The 18643-nt window shown below is 71.2% G+C and carries 14 protein-coding genes; 9 read left to right on the plus strand and 5 right to left on the minus strand.

The window, feature by feature from the left end; all coding sequences use genetic code 11:
• Positions 1-70: 70 nt before the first annotated feature.
• The 4 genes from ACQPY0_RS06975 to ACQPY0_RS06990 form a co-directional block, all read right to left on the minus strand.
• Positions 71-3775 (minus strand): multifunctional oxoglutarate decarboxylase/oxoglutarate dehydrogenase thiamine pyrophosphate-binding subunit/dihydrolipoyllysine-residue succinyltransferase subunit, encoded by a 3705-nt coding sequence (locus tag ACQPY0_RS06975; protein WP_432986083.1) that lies wholly within the window; start codon positions 3773-3775, stop codon positions 71-73.
• 218 nt (positions 3776-3993) lie between these two features.
• Positions 3994-4902, minus strand: a complete 909-nt coding sequence (locus tag ACQPY0_RS06980; protein WP_432986085.1) for an ABC transporter permease — start codon at positions 4900-4902, stop codon at positions 3994-3996.
• Positions 4899-5810, minus strand: coding sequence for an ABC transporter ATP-binding protein (locus ACQPY0_RS06985; RefSeq protein WP_432986087.1), 912 nt, complete (start codon positions 5808-5810; stop codon positions 4899-4901). The genes ACQPY0_RS06980 and ACQPY0_RS06985 overlap by 4 nt, the downstream gene beginning before the upstream one ends.
• A gap of 75 nt (positions 5811-5885) precedes the next feature.
• A complete protein-coding gene (locus tag ACQPY0_RS06990) occupies positions 5886-6272 on the minus strand; it encodes a DUF3052 domain-containing protein (protein ID WP_432986089.1) in 387 nt (128 codons plus the stop codon).
• 116 nt (positions 6273-6388) lie between these two features.
• On the opposite strand from ACQPY0_RS06990, the gene ACQPY0_RS06995 reads away from it, so the two are divergent.
• The 7 genes from ACQPY0_RS06995 to ACQPY0_RS07025 all read left to right on the plus strand — a co-directional run bounded on the left by ACQPY0_RS06995 (position 6389) and on the right by ACQPY0_RS07025 (position 13218).
• The gene (locus ACQPY0_RS06995) at positions 6389-7150 is read left to right on the plus strand and encodes a GNAT family N-acetyltransferase (RefSeq protein ID WP_432986091.1); all 762 of its coding nucleotides are present in this window, start codon (positions 6389-6391) and stop codon (positions 7148-7150) included.
• Between the two features lie 4 nt (positions 7151-7154).
• The gene (locus ACQPY0_RS07000; RefSeq protein WP_432986093.1) at positions 7155-7961 is read left to right on the plus strand and encodes a lysophospholipid acyltransferase family protein; all 807 of its coding nucleotides are present in this window, start codon (positions 7155-7157) and stop codon (positions 7959-7961) included.
• 488 nt (positions 7962-8449) lie between these two features.
• Positions 8450-9274 (plus strand): DUF4097 family beta strand repeat-containing protein, encoded by an 825-nt coding sequence (locus ACQPY0_RS07005; protein ID WP_432986095.1) that lies wholly within the window; start codon positions 8450-8452, stop codon positions 9272-9274.
• Positions 9271-9909: a PadR family transcriptional regulator gene (locus tag ACQPY0_RS07010; protein ID WP_432986097.1), complete on the plus strand. Its 639-nt coding sequence runs from the start codon at positions 9271-9273 to the stop codon at positions 9907-9909. The genes ACQPY0_RS07005 and ACQPY0_RS07010 overlap by 4 nt, the downstream gene beginning before the upstream one ends.
• A 143-nt stretch (positions 9910-10052) precedes the next feature.
• A complete protein-coding gene (locus ACQPY0_RS07015) occupies positions 10053-10793 on the plus strand; it encodes a response regulator transcription factor (RefSeq protein WP_432986099.1) in 741 nt (246 codons plus the stop codon).
• Positions 10794-10807: 14 nt separating this feature from the next.
• Positions 10808-12265: a sensor histidine kinase gene (locus ACQPY0_RS07020; RefSeq protein WP_432986101.1), complete on the plus strand. Its 1458-nt coding sequence runs from the start codon at positions 10808-10810 to the stop codon at positions 12263-12265.
• Positions 12262-13218, plus strand: coding sequence for a S1C family serine protease (locus tag ACQPY0_RS07025; protein ID WP_432986103.1), 957 nt, complete (start codon positions 12262-12264; stop codon positions 13216-13218). The genes ACQPY0_RS07020 and ACQPY0_RS07025 overlap by 4 nt, the downstream gene beginning before the upstream one ends.
• 226 nt (positions 13219-13444) lie before the next feature.
• On the opposite strand, the gene glpK is transcribed toward ACQPY0_RS07025, so the two are convergent.
• Complete coding sequence (gene glpK, locus ACQPY0_RS07030; RefSeq protein ID WP_432986105.1) at positions 13445-14920, minus strand: glycerol kinase GlpK; 1476 nt, start codon at positions 14918-14920, stop codon at positions 13445-13447.
• Positions 14921-15026: 106 nt separating this feature from the next.
• Here glpK and ACQPY0_RS07035 point away from each other — a divergent pair, with 106 nt between their 5' ends.
• Positions 15027-18395: a cyclic nucleotide-binding protein gene (locus tag ACQPY0_RS07035; protein WP_432986107.1), complete on the plus strand. Its 3369-nt coding sequence runs from the start codon at positions 15027-15029 to the stop codon at positions 18393-18395.
• A 12-nt stretch (positions 18396-18407) separates the two neighbouring features.
• The gene (locus ACQPY0_RS07040; protein ID WP_345132159.1) at positions 18408-18623 is read left to right on the plus strand and encodes a hypothetical protein; all 216 of its coding nucleotides are present in this window, start codon (positions 18408-18410) and stop codon (positions 18621-18623) included.
• Positions 18624-18643: the final 20 nt, after the last annotated feature.

The following is an 18643-nucleotide window of genomic DNA, read 5'->3' on the forward strand; positions in this document are numbered from 1 at the left end:
GACAGCCTCCAGGGAGAACGGGTGAGGGGCACGGCGTGGTCGCCGTGCCCCTCGGGGAGTTCCGGATCGATTACGGCTTGGGCAGTGCCGCCTCGATCAGGGCCTGCTGCTCGGCGTCGTGCAGCTTCGTCGAGCCCACCGCCGGGGCGGCCGCGGCCGGGCGGGAGATGCGGCGCAGGCCCACGCCCTGCAGCTGCTCGAGCAGGTTGAGGGCGATGAACGACCAGGCGCCCTGGTTCGCCGGCTCCTCCTGGACCCAGGCGAAGTCCTCGGCGTTCGGGTACTGCTCCAGCGCCTCCCGCAGCTCCTCGATCGGCATCGGGTAGACCTGCTCGACGCGGATGATCGCGGTGTCCGTGATGCCCCGGTCGGTGCGCGCCTGCAGCAGGTCGTAGAAGACCTTGCCCGAGCACAGCAGGACCCGCTTCACGCCGGCCGGGTCGAGCGCGGTGCCCTTCACGCCCGGGTCGCCCAGCACGGTCTGGAAGGTGCCGGTGGTGAAGTCCTCGACGCCCGACACACACAGCCGGTGCCGCAGCAGCGACTTGGGCGTGAAGACCACGAGCGGCTTCTTCTTCGGCGACAGGGCCTGGCGGCGCAGCAGGTGGAAGTGGTTCGCCGGGGTCGTCGGCACGGCGACGCGCATGTTGTCCTCGGCGCACAGCTGCAGGTAACGCTCCAGCCGCCCCGAGGTGTGGTCCGGTCCTTGACCCTCGTGCGAGTGCGGCAGCAGCAGCGTGACCGAGGCCAGCTGCCCCCACTTCACCTCGCCGGAGGAGATGAACTCGTCCACGATGGACTGGGCGCCGTTGACGAAGTCGCCGAACTGCGCCTCCCACATGACCAGCGCGTCCGGGTTCTCCACCGAGTAGCCGTACTCGAAGCCCATCGCCGCGAACTCCGACAGCAGCGAGTCGTAGACGAAGAGCTTCGCGTTGTCCTTGATCAGCGCCGACACCGGCATGTAGTCGGTGCCGGTCTCGGCGTCGACGATCGACGCGTGGCGCTGGACGAACGTGCCGCGCCGCGAGTCCTGGCCGGAGAGGCGGACCGTGACGCCGTCGTTGACCAGCGAGCCGAACGCGATGATCTCGCTGAAGCCCCAGTCGATGTCGCCCTCGGCGGCCATCTTGGCCCGGCGGTCGAGCAGCTGCTGGACGCGCTTGTGCGGGGTGAAGCCGTCGGGGAGCTTGACGTGGGCCTCGCCGATCGCGCGGAGGACCGATTCGTCGATCTTCGTCTCGACCACCGGCTCGGGCTCGGGCGCGCGTAGCCGGGTGAGCCGCGCGGCCGGCGTGGAGGAGGCGTCGCGGGTGGCCTTGAAGACCGTCTCCAGCTGCTCGTGGTAGTCCTTGAGCAGCGCCTCCGCCTCGGTGATCGGGATGTCGCCGCGGCCGATCAGCTCCTCGGTGTAGATCTTGCGGACCGAGCGCTTCTGGTCGATGATCGCGTACATCAACGGGTTGGTCATCGACGGGTCGTCGCCCTCGTTGTGACCGCGCCGGCGGTAGCAGACCAGGTCGATCACGACGTCCTTGTTGAACGCCTGGCGGTATTCGAACGCCAGCCGCGCCACGCGCACGACGGCCTCGGGGTCGTCGCCGTTGACGTGGAAGATCGGCGCCTGGATCATCCGCGCGACGTCGGTGGAGTAGAGCGACGAGCGGGAGTACTCCGGGGCGGTGGTGAAGCCGACCTGGTTGTTGACGACCACGTGGACCGTGCCGCCGGTGCGGTATCCGCGCAGCTGCGACAGGTTGAGCGTCTCGGCGACCACGCCCTGCCCGGCGAACGCCGCGTCACCGTGGATGAGCAGCGGCAGGACCGTGTAGCCCTCGAGCTTGAGGTCGATCTTGTCCTGCTTGGCCCGCACGATGCCCTCGAGCACCGGGTTCACGGCCTCCAGGTGCGACGGGTTGGCCACGACCGAGACGGTGGTCGCGTGCTCGCCGTCCGGGTGGGTGTACTTGCCCGTCATGCCCAGGTGGTACTTCACGTCGCCCGAGCCGTGCGCGGACTTGAGGTCGAGGTGGCCCTCGAACTCGGAGAAGATCTTCTCGTAGGGCTTGCCGACGATGTTGGCCAGCACGTTGAGCCGGCCGCGGTGCGCCATGCCGATGACGACCTCGTCGAGATCGCCCTCGGCCGAGTTCTGCAGGATCTCGTCCAGCAGCGGGATCAGCGACTCGCCGCCCTCCAGCGAGAAGCGGCGCTGCCCGACGTACTTCGTCTGCAGGAAGGTCTCGAACGCCTCGGCCGCGTTGAGCCGGTTGAGGATGTGCTTCTGCTCCTCGGGGCTCGGCTTCTCGTAGGGCTTCTCGACCCGCTCGGCGATCCAGCGCCGCTCCTCCGGGTCCATGATGTGCATGTACTCCACGCCGACCCGCCGGCAGTAGGAGTCGCGCAGCACGCCCAGCACGGCCCGCAGCTTCATCTTCTGCTTGCCGGCGAACCCGCCGACCGGGAAGACCCGGTCGAGGTCCCACAGGGTCAGGCCGTGCTCGAGCACGTCGAGGTCCGGGTGGCGGCGGATGCGGAACTCCAGCGGATCGGTGTCGGCCATCATGTGGCCGCGCACCCGGTAGGCGTGGATGAGCTCCACGACCCGGGCCGCCTTGTCGATCTGCCCCTCGGACGTGCGGGCCACGTCGCGGACCCACCGCACCGGCTCGTACGGGATGCGCAGCGCGGTGAAGATCTGGTCGTAGAACTCGTGCTCGCCGAGCAGCAGCTCGTGCATGACCTTCAGGAACTCGCCGGACTGGGCGCCCTGGATGATGCGGTGGTCATAGGTGCTGGTCAGCGTGATGATCTTGCTGATGCCGAGGTCGGCGAGGGTCTCGTCGGACATGCCGGCGTAGGGCGCCGGGTATTCCATCGCACCGACGCCGATGATCGTGCCCTGGCCGGTCATCAGCCGCGGCATCGAGTGCACGGTGCCGATGCCGCCCGGGTTGGTCAGCGACACCGTCGTGCCGGTGTAGTCGTCCATGGTGAGCTCGCCGCGCCGGGCGCGCCGCACGATGTCCTCGTACGCCGACCAGAACTGGCGGAAGTCCATCGCCTCGGCGCCCTTGATGCTCGGCACCACCAGCGAGCGCGACCCGTCCGGCTTGGCCAGGTCGATCGCGATGCCCAGGTTGACGTGCTCGGGCTGCACCAGGTTGGGCTTGCCGTCGACCTCGGCGAAGCTGTTGTTCATCTCCGGGTGCGCGGCCAGGGCACGGACCAGCGCATAGCCGATCAGGTGCGTGAAGCTTACCTTCCCGCCGCGGCCACGGGTGAGGTGGTTGTTGATCACGATCCGGTTGTCGGAGAGCAGCTTGGCCGGCACAGCGCGCACGCTCGTGGCGGTCGGCACCTCCAGCGAGGCGTCCATGTTCTGCACGATGCGGGCGGCCACACCGCGCAGCGGGATGTTCTTCGCGCCACCGGCAGGGGCGGGGGCTTCCTTGGACGGCGCGGGCTTGGTGGCGGGGACGGCCTTCTTCTCGACCTTCTCGGCCGGCTTCGCGGCGGGCTTGACGGCCGCCTTCTCCACGGGCTTCGGCGCCGCGGGCTTCGCGGGCGCGGGGGCCGGGGCCGGCTCAGCCGCGACGGCGGACGCCGTGGCGGCGTCCGGGGTGGGCTTGTAGTCGGCGAAGAAGTCGTGCCACGCGGAGTCCACGCTGGCCGGGTCGGCGAGGTACCGCTGGTACATGTCCTCGACGATCCATTCGTTCGGGCCAAATCCCGCCAGCGGATTCTCCTGCGAGTTGGTCGCTTGGGTCGACACGGCTCTTGATCGCCTCTTCCAAACGCGAGTTCTAGGGGTTGCGGATGTCCGGGTCCAGGCTACGCGCTGCCAAGCGGCCGATCGTCTCCGACGCCGCCGGAGTGACCATGTAGACGACTGCCCGGACCCTCCCCACATACAACTGTGGCCGCCAGGTGGCGGCCACGGCTGTCCAAGATCTTGCAGGAGACTTTGCGGAAGTCTTGAGTTCCGGTATGTCAGGCGATGTCGCGCTTGCGGGTGATGAGGGTGCCGATCGTGCCCAGGACAGCGGCGTAGCCGACCAGGATCACGACGCCGACCCAGCGGGCCGGCAGATCGACTCCGCCCAGTTGGCCCGCCAGCACGCCGACCACGTGCTCGGAGGCGAGCGGCGGGATGTAGACCGCCGCCTCCATCACCCAGTCCTTCTTGATCAGGAATTCGCGGATGAGCGCGAGCGCGGCCAGGGCCGCGTAGGTGCCGATGGTGTACAGCGTCGCGGCCGTGATCGTCGCGCCGATCTGGCTGCGCAGCAGGACCCCGATGCCGATGCCGAAGATCGCCCACAGCGCGTAGACCAGCAGGTTGAGCAGGATCGCCTGCTGGGCGTCCCAGCTGCCGAGGCTGTTGCCGAAGCCCTCGTTGGCGAAGAAGATCACGCCGACCAGCACGTCGATCACGGTGGCGATGAACCAGAACACCAGCGCCATCATCGCGGCGGTGATGAGCTTGGCGACGATGACCCGGGTCCGCTTCGGCGTCGCCAGGAAGGTCGCGGTCGCCGTCTGGTGGTAGAACTCGTTCGTGATCAGCAGGATCGCGAGCAGCATGACCATCAGCAGGCCGAAGAACTGGCCCGAGGTGTAGATGTTCGCGGCGTACTTCACCAGGCCCGCCGCCGTGCGCGCCTGCGCGACGCGGTCCCGGTCCGCCTGCTGTTGTGCCAGGAACTCGGCCTTGTTCTCGTCGCTCATCCCCACCGGCGGCGGGTCGTTGAGATAGTCCGGCGTCTGCAGCTCGGAGTGCGCCTGCGCGGTGTTGATGAGCAGGGCGAGCCCGGTGAAGGCCAGCGAGCAGATCAGGAAGATCCACCACATGTTCGTCGTGCGCAGCTTGAGCAGCTCGCTGCGGATGAGCCGGATCATCGGATGGCCGCCCTTCCCTGGGTCAGTTCGAGGAACACGTGCTCCAGGTCGGGCCGCTCGGCGACCAGCTCGTGCAGCTCCACGCCGGCCTGCAGCGCGAGCTTGCCGACCGCGGGGGCGTCCAGGCCGCTGATCATGTGGGCGCCGTCCCGGCCCGGGTTGATCGCCCCGCCGGCGCCGCGCACCGCGGACACCAGCTCCTCGATGTTCGGCGTGCGGACCCGGATCGTCGCCTGGGTCGAGCCCTGGCCGATGATCTGCTCGACCGGACCCTGGGTGACCAGCTTGCCGGCCGCGATGATGACCACGTCGTCGGCGAGGATCTCCATCTCCGACAGCAGGTGGCTGGAGACCAGCACCGTGCGCCCCTGCTGGGCCAGGCCCTGCAGCAGCCCGCGCATCCAGCGGATGCCCTCGGGGTCCAGACCGTTGGCCGGCTCGTCGAGGATCAGCGCCTGCGGGTTGCCCAGCAGCGCCTGGGCGATGCCGAGGCGCTGCTTCATGCCCAGCGAGTAGCCCCGGAACTTGCGCTTCGCGGCGGTGGTCAGCCCGACGAGCTCCAGCACCTCGTCCACGCGTGAGTCCGGGAAGCCGCCCGCGGCCGCGACGCAGCGCAGGTGGTTGCGCGCGGTGCGGCCCTTGTGGGCGGCGGACGCCTCCAGGATCGCGCCGACCAGGCGCAGCGGCTCGGCCACGTCGGAATAGCGCTGGCCGCCAATCGTCGCGGTGCCCGAGGTCGGGGTGACCAGGTTGAGCACCATGCGCAGTGTGGTGGTCTTGCCGGCGCCGTTCGGACCGAGGAAGCCGGTCACGCGCCCGGGCTCGACCACGAACGACAAATTGTCGACGGCTCTGACGTTGCGATACTGCTTCGTCAGGCCGGAGACGACGATCTGTCCGTCGGACAACGCGCCGCTCCCTTCGTGAGACAGGTGAAGCCGTCAATATGACATGTCCGGACAGATGCCGGCGCCGCGCCCCGTTCAGGCGGAGGGGCGATCGCCTACCCGTATGACGTTCTTGAGGGCTGACCAGGTTTCGTCGATCGCGCACACCTTAACGTCCACCCGGCCGTTGGCCAGTACGTATTCGCGCACGACATTCTCGTCCAGGTCGGTCGCGAGGCCCGAGGCGCGCTTCGGCCAGGCCACCCAGAGCGCCCCGGCGGGCGGGGTCAGCCGGTGCAGCACCCGCCAGCGACGGCGCAACCGGGATTGATCGGGACAGAACAGTACGATAACGTCATAAAGCCCCGGAACGGCCCGCCGGTGCAGGGAGACGTCCGCGGGCAGCTCCCGCAGCTCGAATCCGGCCGGGGCTCCATCGAGCAGAACGCGATGCCCCGCATGGACGCCCAGCTTCTTGGGCAACGGTGTGCCTGAATATCCCGCCATGGCTGACCACGGTAACCACAGTTCATCCGCGCGCCATCAGGGAAACCTGTGAGCGTCAGCCATCCGCAGGGGTCGACGCCTACACCGAACGCATGACGATTCTCGCCGTCGCCGCCGGCCCGCAAGAGCTGGGCGACTTGCAGCGCTACACCCTGCTGGTGGCCACCGACGGCGCCCAGGTCCGGGCCGCACAACGGCTCCGCCACGAGGTCTTCGCCGGCGAGCTGGGCGCCACCCTGCACAGCGCCGAGCCCGGCCTCGACGTCGACGCCTTCGACGAGCACTGCGACCACCTGATCATCCGCGAGGAGCTTACCGGCGAGGTCGTCGGGACCTACCGCATGCTCCCGCCGGACCGGGCGGTCGCGGCCGGCGGCCTGTACGCCGAGACCGAGTTCGACCTCACGGGCCTGGCCCAGCTGCGCGGCGGCCTGGTCGAGACCGGCCGCTCCTGCGTGCACCCCGACCACCGCAGCGGCGCCGTGATCAACCTGATGTGGGCCGGCATCGCGCGGTACATGCACCTGCACGGCCACCGCTGGCTCGGCGGCTGCGCGTCGGTGCCGCTGGCCGACGGCGGCACGACCGCCGCGGGCGTGTGGGACCTGGCCCAGCGCAAGCACATGGTGCCCTCCGCCTGGCGCGTGCGCCCCCGCAACCCGTGGACCGCCGACGTCGAGCCGCCCGCCAAGGTCGACGTCCCGCCGCTGCTCAAGGGCTACCTGCGCCTCGGTGCCTGGGTCGGCGGCGCGCCGGCTCACGACCCCGACTTCGACTGCGCCGACTTCTACGTGCTGCTGTCGCTGGACCGGGTCAACCCGCGGTACATGCGCCACTTCCTCGGGCAGGGGTGAACCCATGGCTGTCATGGACAGCCTCTGGCTGCCCCGCTCGACCTGCGGCGTCGAGTGCCTGACCGACACCTCCGACAAGCACGTGCCGCGCCGGATCATGATCAAGCGGATCGTCTTCACCGGCGCCGTGCTCCTCTTCGCCGCGCTCAGCGTCCCGGTCCTGGCCCTGCTCCCGCAGCGCGGCCTGGTCCGCGCTCAGCGGGGCCTCGCCCGTGCGATCCTGGCCGGCCTCGGCATCAGGCACTCGGCGAGCGGCCGCATCCCGCAGGAGGGCGCCCTGCTGGTCGCCAACCATGTGAGCTGGCTCGACGTCATCGTGATCCTCGCGCACGCCCCGGCCCGCCTGCTGGCCAAGCGCGAGGTCCGCTCGTGGCCGCTCATCGGCCGTCTGGCCGCCACGCTGGGCACGGTCTTCGTGGACCGGTCCCGGCCGAAGAGCCTGCCCGCCACGGTCGCCGAGGTGAGCCGCAACATCGCGGCCGGCGGCGTAGTGGCGGTCTTCCCGGAGGGCACCACGTGGTGCGGCCGGATGGGCGGGACCTTCCGCCCGGCGATGTTCCAGGCCGCGGTCGATGCGGGCGTACCCGTCGTGCCCGTCCGCCTCACCTTCGCCCAGCAGGGCGTGGTGTCGACGGTGGCCGCGTTCATCGGCGACGAGACGCTGCTGGCCTCGCTCAAGCGCGTGGTGGCGGCCCGTGACCTGTCGATCAGCCTGCGTGCGCACCCAAAGCTGCACCCGGCCCCCTGCGACCAGCAGGCCCACTCCCGCCGCGTCCTGGCCCGCGCCGCCACCGCCGTCGTGGCCGCCTGACTCCGCTCCCCACCGCCGTCGTAGCTGTTTGATCTCAGTTCCGTCGTGATCTCGTTTCCCGCCGGCAGTTGCCAGGCCGGGGCGCCGCGGCGGCCGCTCAGCCGCGCCGCCGGCTCGTCGGGTCAGTCGTGCCGCGGCTCATCAGATCGGTCACGGCGCCGGCTCATCGGGATCATCCGCGGTGAGTCGGCGCCGCGCCAGCCCGCACGTCTCAGCCGTGGCCGCGGTCGTGAACGCCTCGACGCTGTCAGGCCCGCACTCTTCCTCGCACATCGTCGTCTCCGCGAGCCATTGGTTCGTGCCGCCATAACCGACATTTCCGAAAAATCCTTGTGAATCACCCCCGGCGCCGACTCGGCGTCGGGGGAAGTGGTCGTGTGCGCCGGGCGGCTGGCGGTGGCCCGAGGGTGTCGCGAGCGACAGTCGCGATGTATCGCGTCTTGCGCTACGCTCGTTGGGTCGGACCGTCCGTCAGCAAGGAGTACGCGATGACCGCGTGGAAGATCAGCGAGCCCCAGCGGCTCGCGCTCGAGGGGGACGTCACCGAGCTCAGCGTTTCGCTGGTGTCCGGGCGGCTCAACGTCGTCGGGTCGGACGACGGGCCGGCCCGGGTCGAGGTGGCCGAGATGGGGGACCGGCCGGTCGACGTCACGCTCGACGGCGGCGTGCTCAAGGCGGCCCAGGACTTCCCCAAGGGGTGGCCCGGGTTCCTGTGGTGGCTGTTCGGCCACCGGTTCAAGGTCGACGTCTCGATCGTGGTGCCGACCGGCACGGCGGTGCGCCTGCACCTCGCGTCCGGGACGATCATCGCCTCGTCGCTGCGCAACGGCGCCCGGGTCGACGTCACCAGCGGGCGGATCACGCTGCTCGGCATCGACGGGCGGGTGGCCGGGAAGGTCGTCTCCGGCTCGATCGAGGGGCTGACGCTCGGCGGGGAGGTGGAGTTCGAGACCGTCTCCGGCGAGATCGTGGTCGCCGACTCCACGGCCGGGAAGGTCAGCGCGCGGACGATCTCCGGGTCGGTCACGTGTGACCTGGACAATCCGCCCGCCGGGACCGAGGTGCACCTGGACACGGTGTCGGGGGAGATCACGGCGCGGGTGCGTGAGGACAGCGACCTGCGGGTGAGCCTGCACGCGATCTCCGGGCACGTGGTCAACGCGTTCCCCGAGCTCGACCAGCACGGCCGCAACACGGTGACCGGGCGGCTCGGCACCGGGGCGGGCGGGCATCTGGCCGCCAACGCGACGTCTGGCACGATCTCGTTGTTGCGGCGGCCCGTCGATTCCGAAGATCGGGAGGATCTGGCGTGAGCGCGGTGTTCAGCCATGGCCGGCTCAGGTTGTACCTGCTGAAGTTGCTCAACGAGGGCCCCCGCCACGGCTACGAGCTGATCCGCCTGCTGGAGAACCGCTTCCACGGCCTCTACGCCCCCTCCGCGGGCACGATCTACCCCCGGCTGCAGCGGATGGAGGCCGACGGGCTCATCACGCACACGGCCGAGGGCGGGCGGAAGGTGTACGAGATCACCGACGCCGGTCGCGACGAGCTGCGGCGGCGCGCACGGGAGCTGGAGTCGCTCGAGGCCGACATCAACGCCTCGCTCGCCGACCTCTCGACGCTGGCCGACGAGGTCGAGCAGGGTGTGCGCGGCTCGGTGCGCGACCTCAAGCGGGAACTGAAGGAGGCCAGCCGCCAGGTGCGCAGCGCGCCGCCGGGGCCGACCTCGTTCGGGTGGAGCTATCCGCCCCGGCCCGGCGCGGCCGGCACGCGGCCCTCGGCGCCGCCGCCGTCCGACGCGGCCGGCGAGCTGGAGGAGAAGGCCGCCCAGCTGCTGGCCGAGGTGCGCCGGCTGGCCCGGGCCGGCCGCGCGAGCCAGGAGACGATGCGCGCCACCCTCGTCGTGTTGGACGGCGCCATAGACCAGGTGAGACGCTTGCTCCGGTAGGTCGCCCAAGGGCGACTCGCGGGGTCACCCAGGCCGGCAGCCGGAGGGCGGAAGGCGAGGCGGCCCAAGGGGGCCGAGCGTTGCCCAGGAACTTCCCAGGCAACCACCAGCCCTACTCCAGCGGAGGGCGGAAAGATATGCGCATGGGGGTACGAGGCGGCGTCGCACAATCCGGGGGTGCATCGTCGCCAGGCGTCACGCAGGCTGAGGCGAGGCTGCTCGTGGTCGAGGACGACCCGAACATCCGCGAGCTCCTCTCCGCCAGCCTGCGTTTCGCCGGCTTTGCGGTTGACGCGGTGACCACCGGCAGCGAGGCGGTCACCGCGGCCCGCGAGAGCAAGCCCGATCTCGTCGTGCTCGACGTGATGCTGCCCGACCTCGACGGCTTCGAGGTGATCCGGCGGCTGCGCGAGGGCGGGGTCCGGCTCCCGGTCGTCTTCCTCACCGCCCGCGACGGCACCGAGGACAAGGTCCGCGGCCTCACGCTCGGCGGCGACGACTACGTGACCAAGCCGTTCAGTCTCGAGGAGCTCACCGCCCGCATCCGGGCCGTGCTGCGCCGCACCGCCGGCGACCCCGGGCCCAACCGGCTGGTCTTCCACGACCTGGAGCTGGACGAGGAGACCCACGAGGTGAGCCGGGCGGGGCAGACCATCGCGCTGTCCCCGACGGAGTTCAAGCTCTTGCGATACCTGATGCTCAACGCCGGACGCGTGCTGTCCAAGGCCCAGATCCTCGACTTCGTCTGGAACTACGACTTCCGCGGCGACGACAGCATCGTGGAGTCCTACATCTCCTACCTGCGCCGCAAGGTCGACATCGCCGAGCCTCGGCTCATCCACACGCTGCGCGGCGTGGGCTACGTCCTGCGTCTGCCCGTCTAGCCGGGACACCGCCGGTGCGGTTCGTAGCCGACGTCCCGCTGCGCGTCAAGCTGGTCGCGGCGGTCCTCACGCTCGTCACCATGGCGCTGCTCATCATCGGCGTGGCGAGCGCCCTCGTCATGCGCAGCTCCATGATCGACAAGGTCGACGGCCAGCTGCGCACGCTGGCCGGCACGGTCGACCTCGGCCAGCTGGTCACGCAGACCAAGTCGGTGGTGCCGAGCAACTACTTCTTCTTCTATCTCGGCAGGGACGCCACGGGCGAAGTCGGGCTGCAAACCGTCGGCCTGCCCGACGTCGGTGCCCCGCCGCTGCCGAAGAGCGGCGAGGAGTTGCTCGACCGTCTCGGCGAGCCGTACACGGTGCGCGCCCCCGGCACCCAAGAGCGCTGGCGGTTGCTGATCATCCAGCGGCCCGGCACGATCGTGGGCGTCGCCGAGAACCTCTCGATGATCGACAACGCGGTCGACGAGCTCGTCGCGGCGGAGCTGTTCATCGGGGCCGGCGTGCTGGTCGTGATCGCCGCGGTCGGGGTGACGATCGTGCGGACCAGCCTGCAGCCGCTGCGGGAGATCGAGCGCACCGCGGCCGCGATCGCCGCGGGCGACCTGACCAAGCGTGTGCCGCAGAGCCCGCCCGAGACGGAGATGGGCCACCTGGCCGCCGCGTTGAATACCATGCTCGGCCAGATCGAGGGCGCCTTCCGCATGCGGGAGGCCTCCGAGGACCGGATGCGGCAGTTCATCGCCGACGCCTCGCACGAGCTGCGCACGCCGCTGACCACGATCCGGGGCTTCGCGGAGCTGTACCGCCAGGGCGCCGCCCGCGCCCCCGAGGAGACCGCGGCCCTGCTGCGCCGCATCGAGAACGAGGCGTCCCGGATGGGGCTGCTCGTCGAGGACCTGCTGCTGCTGGCCCGCCTGGACCAGGAGCGCCCGCTCAGCCTGGCCGACATGGACCTGCGGGTCATCGCCGGCGACGCGGTCGAGGCCGCCCGGGCGGTGGCGCCCGACCGCGAGATCGGGCTGGAGATCGAGCGCGACGAGCCGATCGAGGTCAACGGCGACGAGGCCCGGCTGCGGCAGGTCGTCGGCAACCTCATGACCAACGCGCTCACCCACACGCCGGCCGGGACACCCGTCGAGCTGCGGCTGCGCCGCGACGGCACCGACGCGTTGATCGAGATCGTGGACCACGGCCCAGGCCTCACCGACGAGCAGGCGGCCCGGGTCTTCGAGCGCTTCTACCGCGTGGACAAGGCGCGGACCCGCATGCAGGCCGGCGGCTCGCACAGCGGCAGCGGGCTGGGGCTGGCGATCGTCGCCGCGCTCGTCGCCGTGCACAGCGGCACCGTCTCGGTCTTCGTCACGCCAGGTGGCGGGGCGACTTTTCAGGTTCGGCTTCCCCTCACAGCCGGTTCCCAGGCCGCTCCCGGTGGTCCGCAAGCTGCCGTCGGCAAGCTCAAATCATGAGCGAACAGCAGGGATGGGACCAGCCGCCGGTCGCGCAGGCGCAGCAGCACATGCCGACCAACCACGTGCCGCCACACGTGCCGCACATGCAGCACCCCCCGCAGTGGTACCCGCCGTCATCACCCTACGTGACGCCCGCCGCCGCGGTGCCGGCCCCGTTCAAGCGCCGCCGCCTCGGCACGGGCGTCGTCGCGGTGGTCGCCGCGGTCGCGCTCTCGGCCGCCTCGGCGATCGGCGGCGGTGTCGCCGCCCTGGAGCTGCGCCCGGCCACCGCGAGCAGCACGGTGGTGACCGCCCAGAACTCCAGCGGCTCGAAGTCCGCCAACCTGGCCGACGTCGCCGCCGCGGTGCTGCCGAGCGTGGTCTCGATCAACACCGGCACGGCCGTCGGCTCCGGCGTCATCATCACCACGGACGGTGCCGTCCTGACCAACAACCACGTGGTCGCCACCGCCCGCGGCAACACGGTCGAGCTCACCTTCTCCGACGGCAAGTCGGCCACGGCCCAGGTCGTCGGCACCGACCCGTCCAGCGACCTCGCGGTCGTCAAGATCACCGGCGGCGGCACGTACACCCCGCTGGCCTTCGCCGACAGCTCCAACGTCCACGTGGGCGACACGGTCCTCGCCGTCGGCAGCCCGCTGGGCCTGGAGGCCTCGGTGACCTCCGGCATCGTGAGCGCGCTCAACCGCACGATCGACGAGAGCGGCGACTCGGGCCAGGGCGGCCGCGGCGCCATGACCTCGACCGGCGCGAAGATCACCGGCGCCATCCAGACCGACGCCGCGATCAACCCGGGCAACTCCGGCGGCGCGCTGGTCAACACCGCGGGGCAGCTGATCGGCATCAACACCGCCATCGCCTCGACCAGCCAGACGGCCGGCAACATCGGCGTCGGCTTCGCGATCTCCAGCAACACCGCCAAGGCCGTCGCCCAGCAATTGCTCAGCTAAGCGACGCTCTTGAGCCAGGACGCACGGCCCCGCGTCATGCGCGCTCATCAGACTCGATGCTAGCAGACCCGAAAAAATCGGCCCAAGATCCGAATTCGGAGCGTGACGACAGCGCCACATATCCATAAAGGCTGGTTTCCCCTCCCAGAAAGACGAGGCGGCGCGCTTGGCGGAGCGCGCCGCCTCGCCCCTGCCAGGAGTCGGTCCGCCCGGCCGAACGCCGGACTCAGTCCGCCCAGCCGAACGACCGCTCGACCGCCCGCAGCCACAGTGCGTGGCCGCGGTCGCGCTGCTCGGCGGACATCGACGGCTCCCAGCGCTTGTCCACGTGCCACTTCTCGCGCAGGGTCTCGATGTCCGGCCAGAACCCTACCGCGAGGCCGGCCGCGTACGCCGCGCCCAGCGCCGTCGTCTCCGCCACGGTCGGACGCACCACGGGCACGTCCAGCACGTCGGCCTGGAAGCCCATGAGCAGGTTGCTCGCGGTCATGCCGCCGTCGACCTTGAGCGTCTCCAGGGGTACGGCCGACTCGGCCATCATCGCGTCGACCACGTCCTTCACCTGCCACGCCGTCGCCTCCAGGGCGGCCCGGGCCAGGTGACCCTTGGTGACGTAGCCGGTGAGCCCGGTGATCACGCCGCGTGCGTCCGGGCGCCAGTGCGGGGCGAACAGGCCCGCGAACGCCGGCACGATGTAGCAGCCGCCGTTGTCGGAGACGGTCGCGGCCAGGTCGTTGATCTCCGGGGCGGAGGCGATCAGGCCCAGGTTGTCGCGCAGCCACTGCACCAGCGAGCCGGTGATGGCGATGGAGCCCTCGAGGGCGTACACCGGCTCCGCGTCGCCGATGCGGTAACCGACGGTGGTCACCAGGCCCCGCTCGCTCGGTATCGGGCGGGTGCCGGTGTTGAGCAGCAGGAACGAGCCGGTGCCGTAGGTGCACTTCGCCTCGCCGGGTGCGAAGCACGCCTGGCCGAAGAGGGCTGCCTGCTGGTCGCCGAGGGCACTGGCCACCGGCACGCCGTGCAGCATCGTCTTCGCCTCGCCGTAGACGTACGACGAGGAGCCGATCTCCGGCAGCATGACCCGCGGGATGCCGAACGCCGACAGCAGCTCGTCGTCCCAGTCCAGCGTGGTCAGGTTCATGAGCATGGTCCGGCTGGCGTTGGTCACGTCGGTGACGTGCCGGCCGGTGAGCTTCTCGATGAGCCAGGTGTCCACGGTGCCGAAGCGGATCTCGCCCGCCTCGGCGCGCTCGCGCAGCCCGGGGACGTTGTCGAGCAGCCAGACCACCTTCGGGGCGGCGAAGTAGGTGGCCAGCGGCAGGCCGCAGCGGTCGCGGAAGCGGTCGGAGCCGGCGTCGCCGGCCAGGGTGCGGATGAGGGCGTCGGTGCGGGTGTCCTGCCAGACGATGGCGGGGTGCACCGGCTCGCCGGTGCGGGCGTCCCACAGGATCGTGGTTTCACGCTGGTTGGTGATGCCGATGGCGGCGACATCGGCGCGGGACAGGCCGGCCCGGTCCAGCGCGCGGGTCGACACGGCCTGGACGTTGTGCCAGATCTCGATCGGGTCGTGTTCGACCCAGCCGGGGCGGGGGAAGCTCTGGCGGTGTTCGCGCTGGTCAAGCGCCACGATGGCGCCGTCGGCGTCGAACACGATCGCGCGGGTGGAGGTCGTGCCCTGGTCGATGGCGAGGATGTACACAGTGCCATCTTCGCCGAACGTCTGTCACGTTCGGGACGGAACCTTTCCGCCCTGTGCCGGGCCGCTTAGAGTCCGGGGCCGGAACCGTGTCCGAACAGGAGCGACAGTGGCCGTCATCGAGACGCGCATCAGTGTCTGGGAGGCCCTCGCCGGGCGTGCCCCAGGGGTACCGCTCGGCCCCGCCGACGTCGGGCTCTGGCACGCTGTGTCGGACCGGCTCAATCCGGCCCGGGCGCGGCCGGTGCTGCGCGACGGCGTCGAGGCGGTGGCGCTGACCTCGGCCCGCGGGGTGGAGTACGTCATGCTCCGCTCGCCCGACAGCGGCGAGTCGAGCTACCTGCGCCTGACCCCGGAGGAGTTCCGGCTCACGCAGTTCATGGACGGCAGCCGGACAGTCGCGCGCCTCGTCGCCGAGTTCGCCCGGATCTCCGGCCGGCTCGCCCCGGAGCAGGTCACCCGGATCGTCGCCGACCTCGCCGGCAACCGGATGCTGGCCGAGCTGCCGGTCGACGCGTTCAGCAAGCTCCAGCGAGTCCACCGCCGGCCGTGGCCGATCCGGCTGGGCAAGGCACTGCTGGCCACCGCCCAGGGCCGCCGGGTCGTGCTCGCCAAGGTCGACCCGTTCGTCACGTTGCTGTACAAGGCGGGCGGGCGGCTGCTCTTCACCCGGGTCGTGGCGGTGCTCGCCGGGCTCGTCGCGCTGGCCGGCCTCGGCGTCTTCGTGTGGAACTGGTTCCGCGCCGACCAGTCGGTGTTCCTCACCAACGACTCGTACTTCGCCGGCGCGCTCGTCCTGCTCGGCCTCAACGTGGTGGCCCTGGCCTGCCACGAGCTGGGGCACGCGCTGGGCGCCAAGCACGCCGGGAGACGGGTGCCCGTCGCAGGCTTCCTGGTGTACTTCGGCATCCCATCGGTCTTCGTCGACACCACCGACGTGTGGATGGCGGGCCGCCGCGCCCGGCTCGTGACCACCATCGCGGGCCCCGCCACCGGCCTGGTGCTCGCCGGCTCCTGCCAGCTCGTCGGGGTGTTCTTCCCCGAGCTGGAGCCCTGGACGTTCAAGCTCGCCTTCGCGTGGTACCTCAACGCCCTGTTCAACCTCAACCCGTTCATGGCGCTGGACGGCTACTACCTGCTCATGGACTGGCTGGAGGTGCCCAACCTGCGGGCCCGCGGCCTGGCCTGGGTGCTGGCCCGGCTGCGTCGCCGCCCGCCGCGCTTCTCCGAGCTCGACCGCGAGGGGCGGCTGGTCGCGCTCTACGGCATGCTCGCCGTCATCTGGATCGCCATCGCGATCAACCTCGTCTACCGGGTGTACACCGACCGCGTCGCCGGCGTCGTCACCGGCCTGTGGAACGCGGGCTGGCTCGCCCGGGGGCTGCTCGCCGTGATCATCGCGGGGCTGCTCGCGCCCGTGGTGTACCTCTTCCTCGGCTGGCTGCGCCGCCGCGGCCGCCGCCTGCGCGACCGCCTCGGGGAGCGAAAGCTCCTCCGCGACGAGCCCCGCCGCTTCGCCGCGCTGAGCTCCTCGGCCCTGTCCAACCTGCCGCCCGAGGCCCTCGTGCGGCTCGCCGAGCACTCCCGCTGGGTCCACCCGCGCACCGGCGAGCAGCTGGTCTTCGCCGGCGCCGCCCAGCCGGCGGTCTTCGTCGTCGTCGACGGCGCGCTGGAGGCCCGCCGCCCGGGCGACCCGACCGGTACCGTACGCGAACGGGTCGGCCGCGGCGGCGTCGTCGGCCTCGCCAACGCGCTCACCGGCGCCCCGGCGGCGCTGGCCTGGACGACCGCCGGCACGACGCTGCTGTCCATCCCGGCCTCGACGGTCGCGGCCGCCATCGGCCCGCTGCCCGGCCCGCCGCCGGTCGAGTGGGCCGAGCTGGAGCGGCTCGTCGGCGAGACCCCGGCCCTGGCCGGACTCGGGGCCGAGGACCGTCTCGGCCTGCTCACCCGCGCCCGTCCGATGCATCTCGGCCCCGGCCAGCCGGTCGTGCTGCGCACCGGCAACGACGCGCTCGTCGTCGAGTCCGGCTCGCTGCAGTTGCCCGAGGGGCCGGAGCTGCACCGCGGTTCCATGATCGGTCCGTACGGCGACGGCTCGCCCGGCCAGGTCGCCACCGCCCGCACCCCGGCCCGCGCCTGGCTGCTGCCCGCGGTCGCCGGCCTGCCACTGCTGCTGGGCCGCCAGGTCGACGCCACCCCGGCCGGCGGCCGCCGCCCGATCGCCGGCGCCCACCCGCCGTCGAACTACCCGCCGCTGGCCGCGCCGCCCGGCCCGCCGCCCCCGGCCGACGACAGCGTCGACCGCCGCTTCGAGCGCAAGCTGTGGTGGCTGCTGGTCCTGCTGCTGATCTTCGCGCTCTTCCTGACCGGCGCGAACCTCTTCACCGGCCCGGTGTGGGCGGAGATGCCGACCGACAGCGCCCTGGTCACGGTGACCCGCGGCGGCGCGACGGTCCGCGTGAACGGCATCGAGCGCACGCTGACGCGCAACACGAAGCTGTACGTCCAGCAGGGCGACTCCGTGCGGGTGAACCCGCGCTCGACCGCCTCCCTGACCTTCCGCGGCGGCAGCGCGACGGTGCTCTGCGCGGGCGTCGACCTGACCGTCGGGCCACTGGTCAGCGGCCAGGAGACGCCGATCGAGCCGACCGCCGCCCTCACGCTGGACCAGGGCCGGCTGCTGGTCGACACGACGAGTACGACCAGCGCCTTCAAGCCCCTGCGCCTCACCGTCGGCGACGTCACCAACGAGGGCCCGGCCCGCTTCGCCCTGACCCCGTCCGGCGAGCCGGAGGTGGGCCGCGGCGTGGTCAAGCTCGACGGCGAGACGGTCGCGCCGTCCGCCTCGGCCGACCTGACCTGCGGCGACGGGGTGGCGCTGCCGAAGCCGGGCGGAACCCCGACGGTAGTGCCGTCGGCCACGGACACGCCGTCGGAGCTGCCGTCGCCGAGCGACTCGCCCTCGGCGTCCCCATCGGCCTCGGCGTCGGCGACCCCGGAGGCCACGCCGACGAGGACCAGGACCCCGACGCCGACCCCGACGAAGACGACGGCCGGCCCGCCCACGCCCACGACGGGTGCTCCGCCGACCACGACCACCGGCCCGCCGCCGAACCAGCCGCCGGTGATCACCATCGTGAGCCAGTCGACGGGCCCGATCGTCCAGATGCAGAACAGCGGCGCGCCGTGCAGCTCGGGGTCCCAGACGGCCTCCATCCACGTCAAGGTGACCGACGACAGCGGGATCATCAAGGGCGTGACGGTGTCGTGGAGCGGCTTCGAGTCCGGCTCGAAAGCGATGTCGCGCGACGGCGACTACTACGGCAGCGTCGGGCCGGTGCACAACAACGGCGCGGACAGCCCCGGAGGGACGCTCAATGTGAAGGTGACCGCGACCGACGGCGCCGGCCTGTCGAGCACGGTCAGCGCGTCGCCGGTCAGCGTCGCGTCCTGCACCATCATCATCATTGGCTGATTAGGAGCGAACGTGCTTTGTTGGTTCTGTGCCAAGGCGGCACGGGGGTCGTGCCGGTTCTGCGGCCGGGGGCTGTGCGAGGACCATGCGAAGTTCGGCCCCTACCTGCTGGAGGTGCACCGTTCGCAGCGCCGCGGGCGGGCCGAGGGCCTGGTCGTGGAGGACGCGGTGCAGTGCGGGACCTGCCGGCCGCGCCCGCAGCCGATACCCATGCCCGAGCTCGACTAGATCGCCAAAACCTTGGGGGG

This window comes from Dactylosporangium sp. CA-233914 (genome assembly GCF_050942935.1).
Taxonomy (GTDB): domain Bacteria; phylum Actinomycetota; class Actinomycetes; order Mycobacteriales; family Micromonosporaceae; genus Dactylosporangium.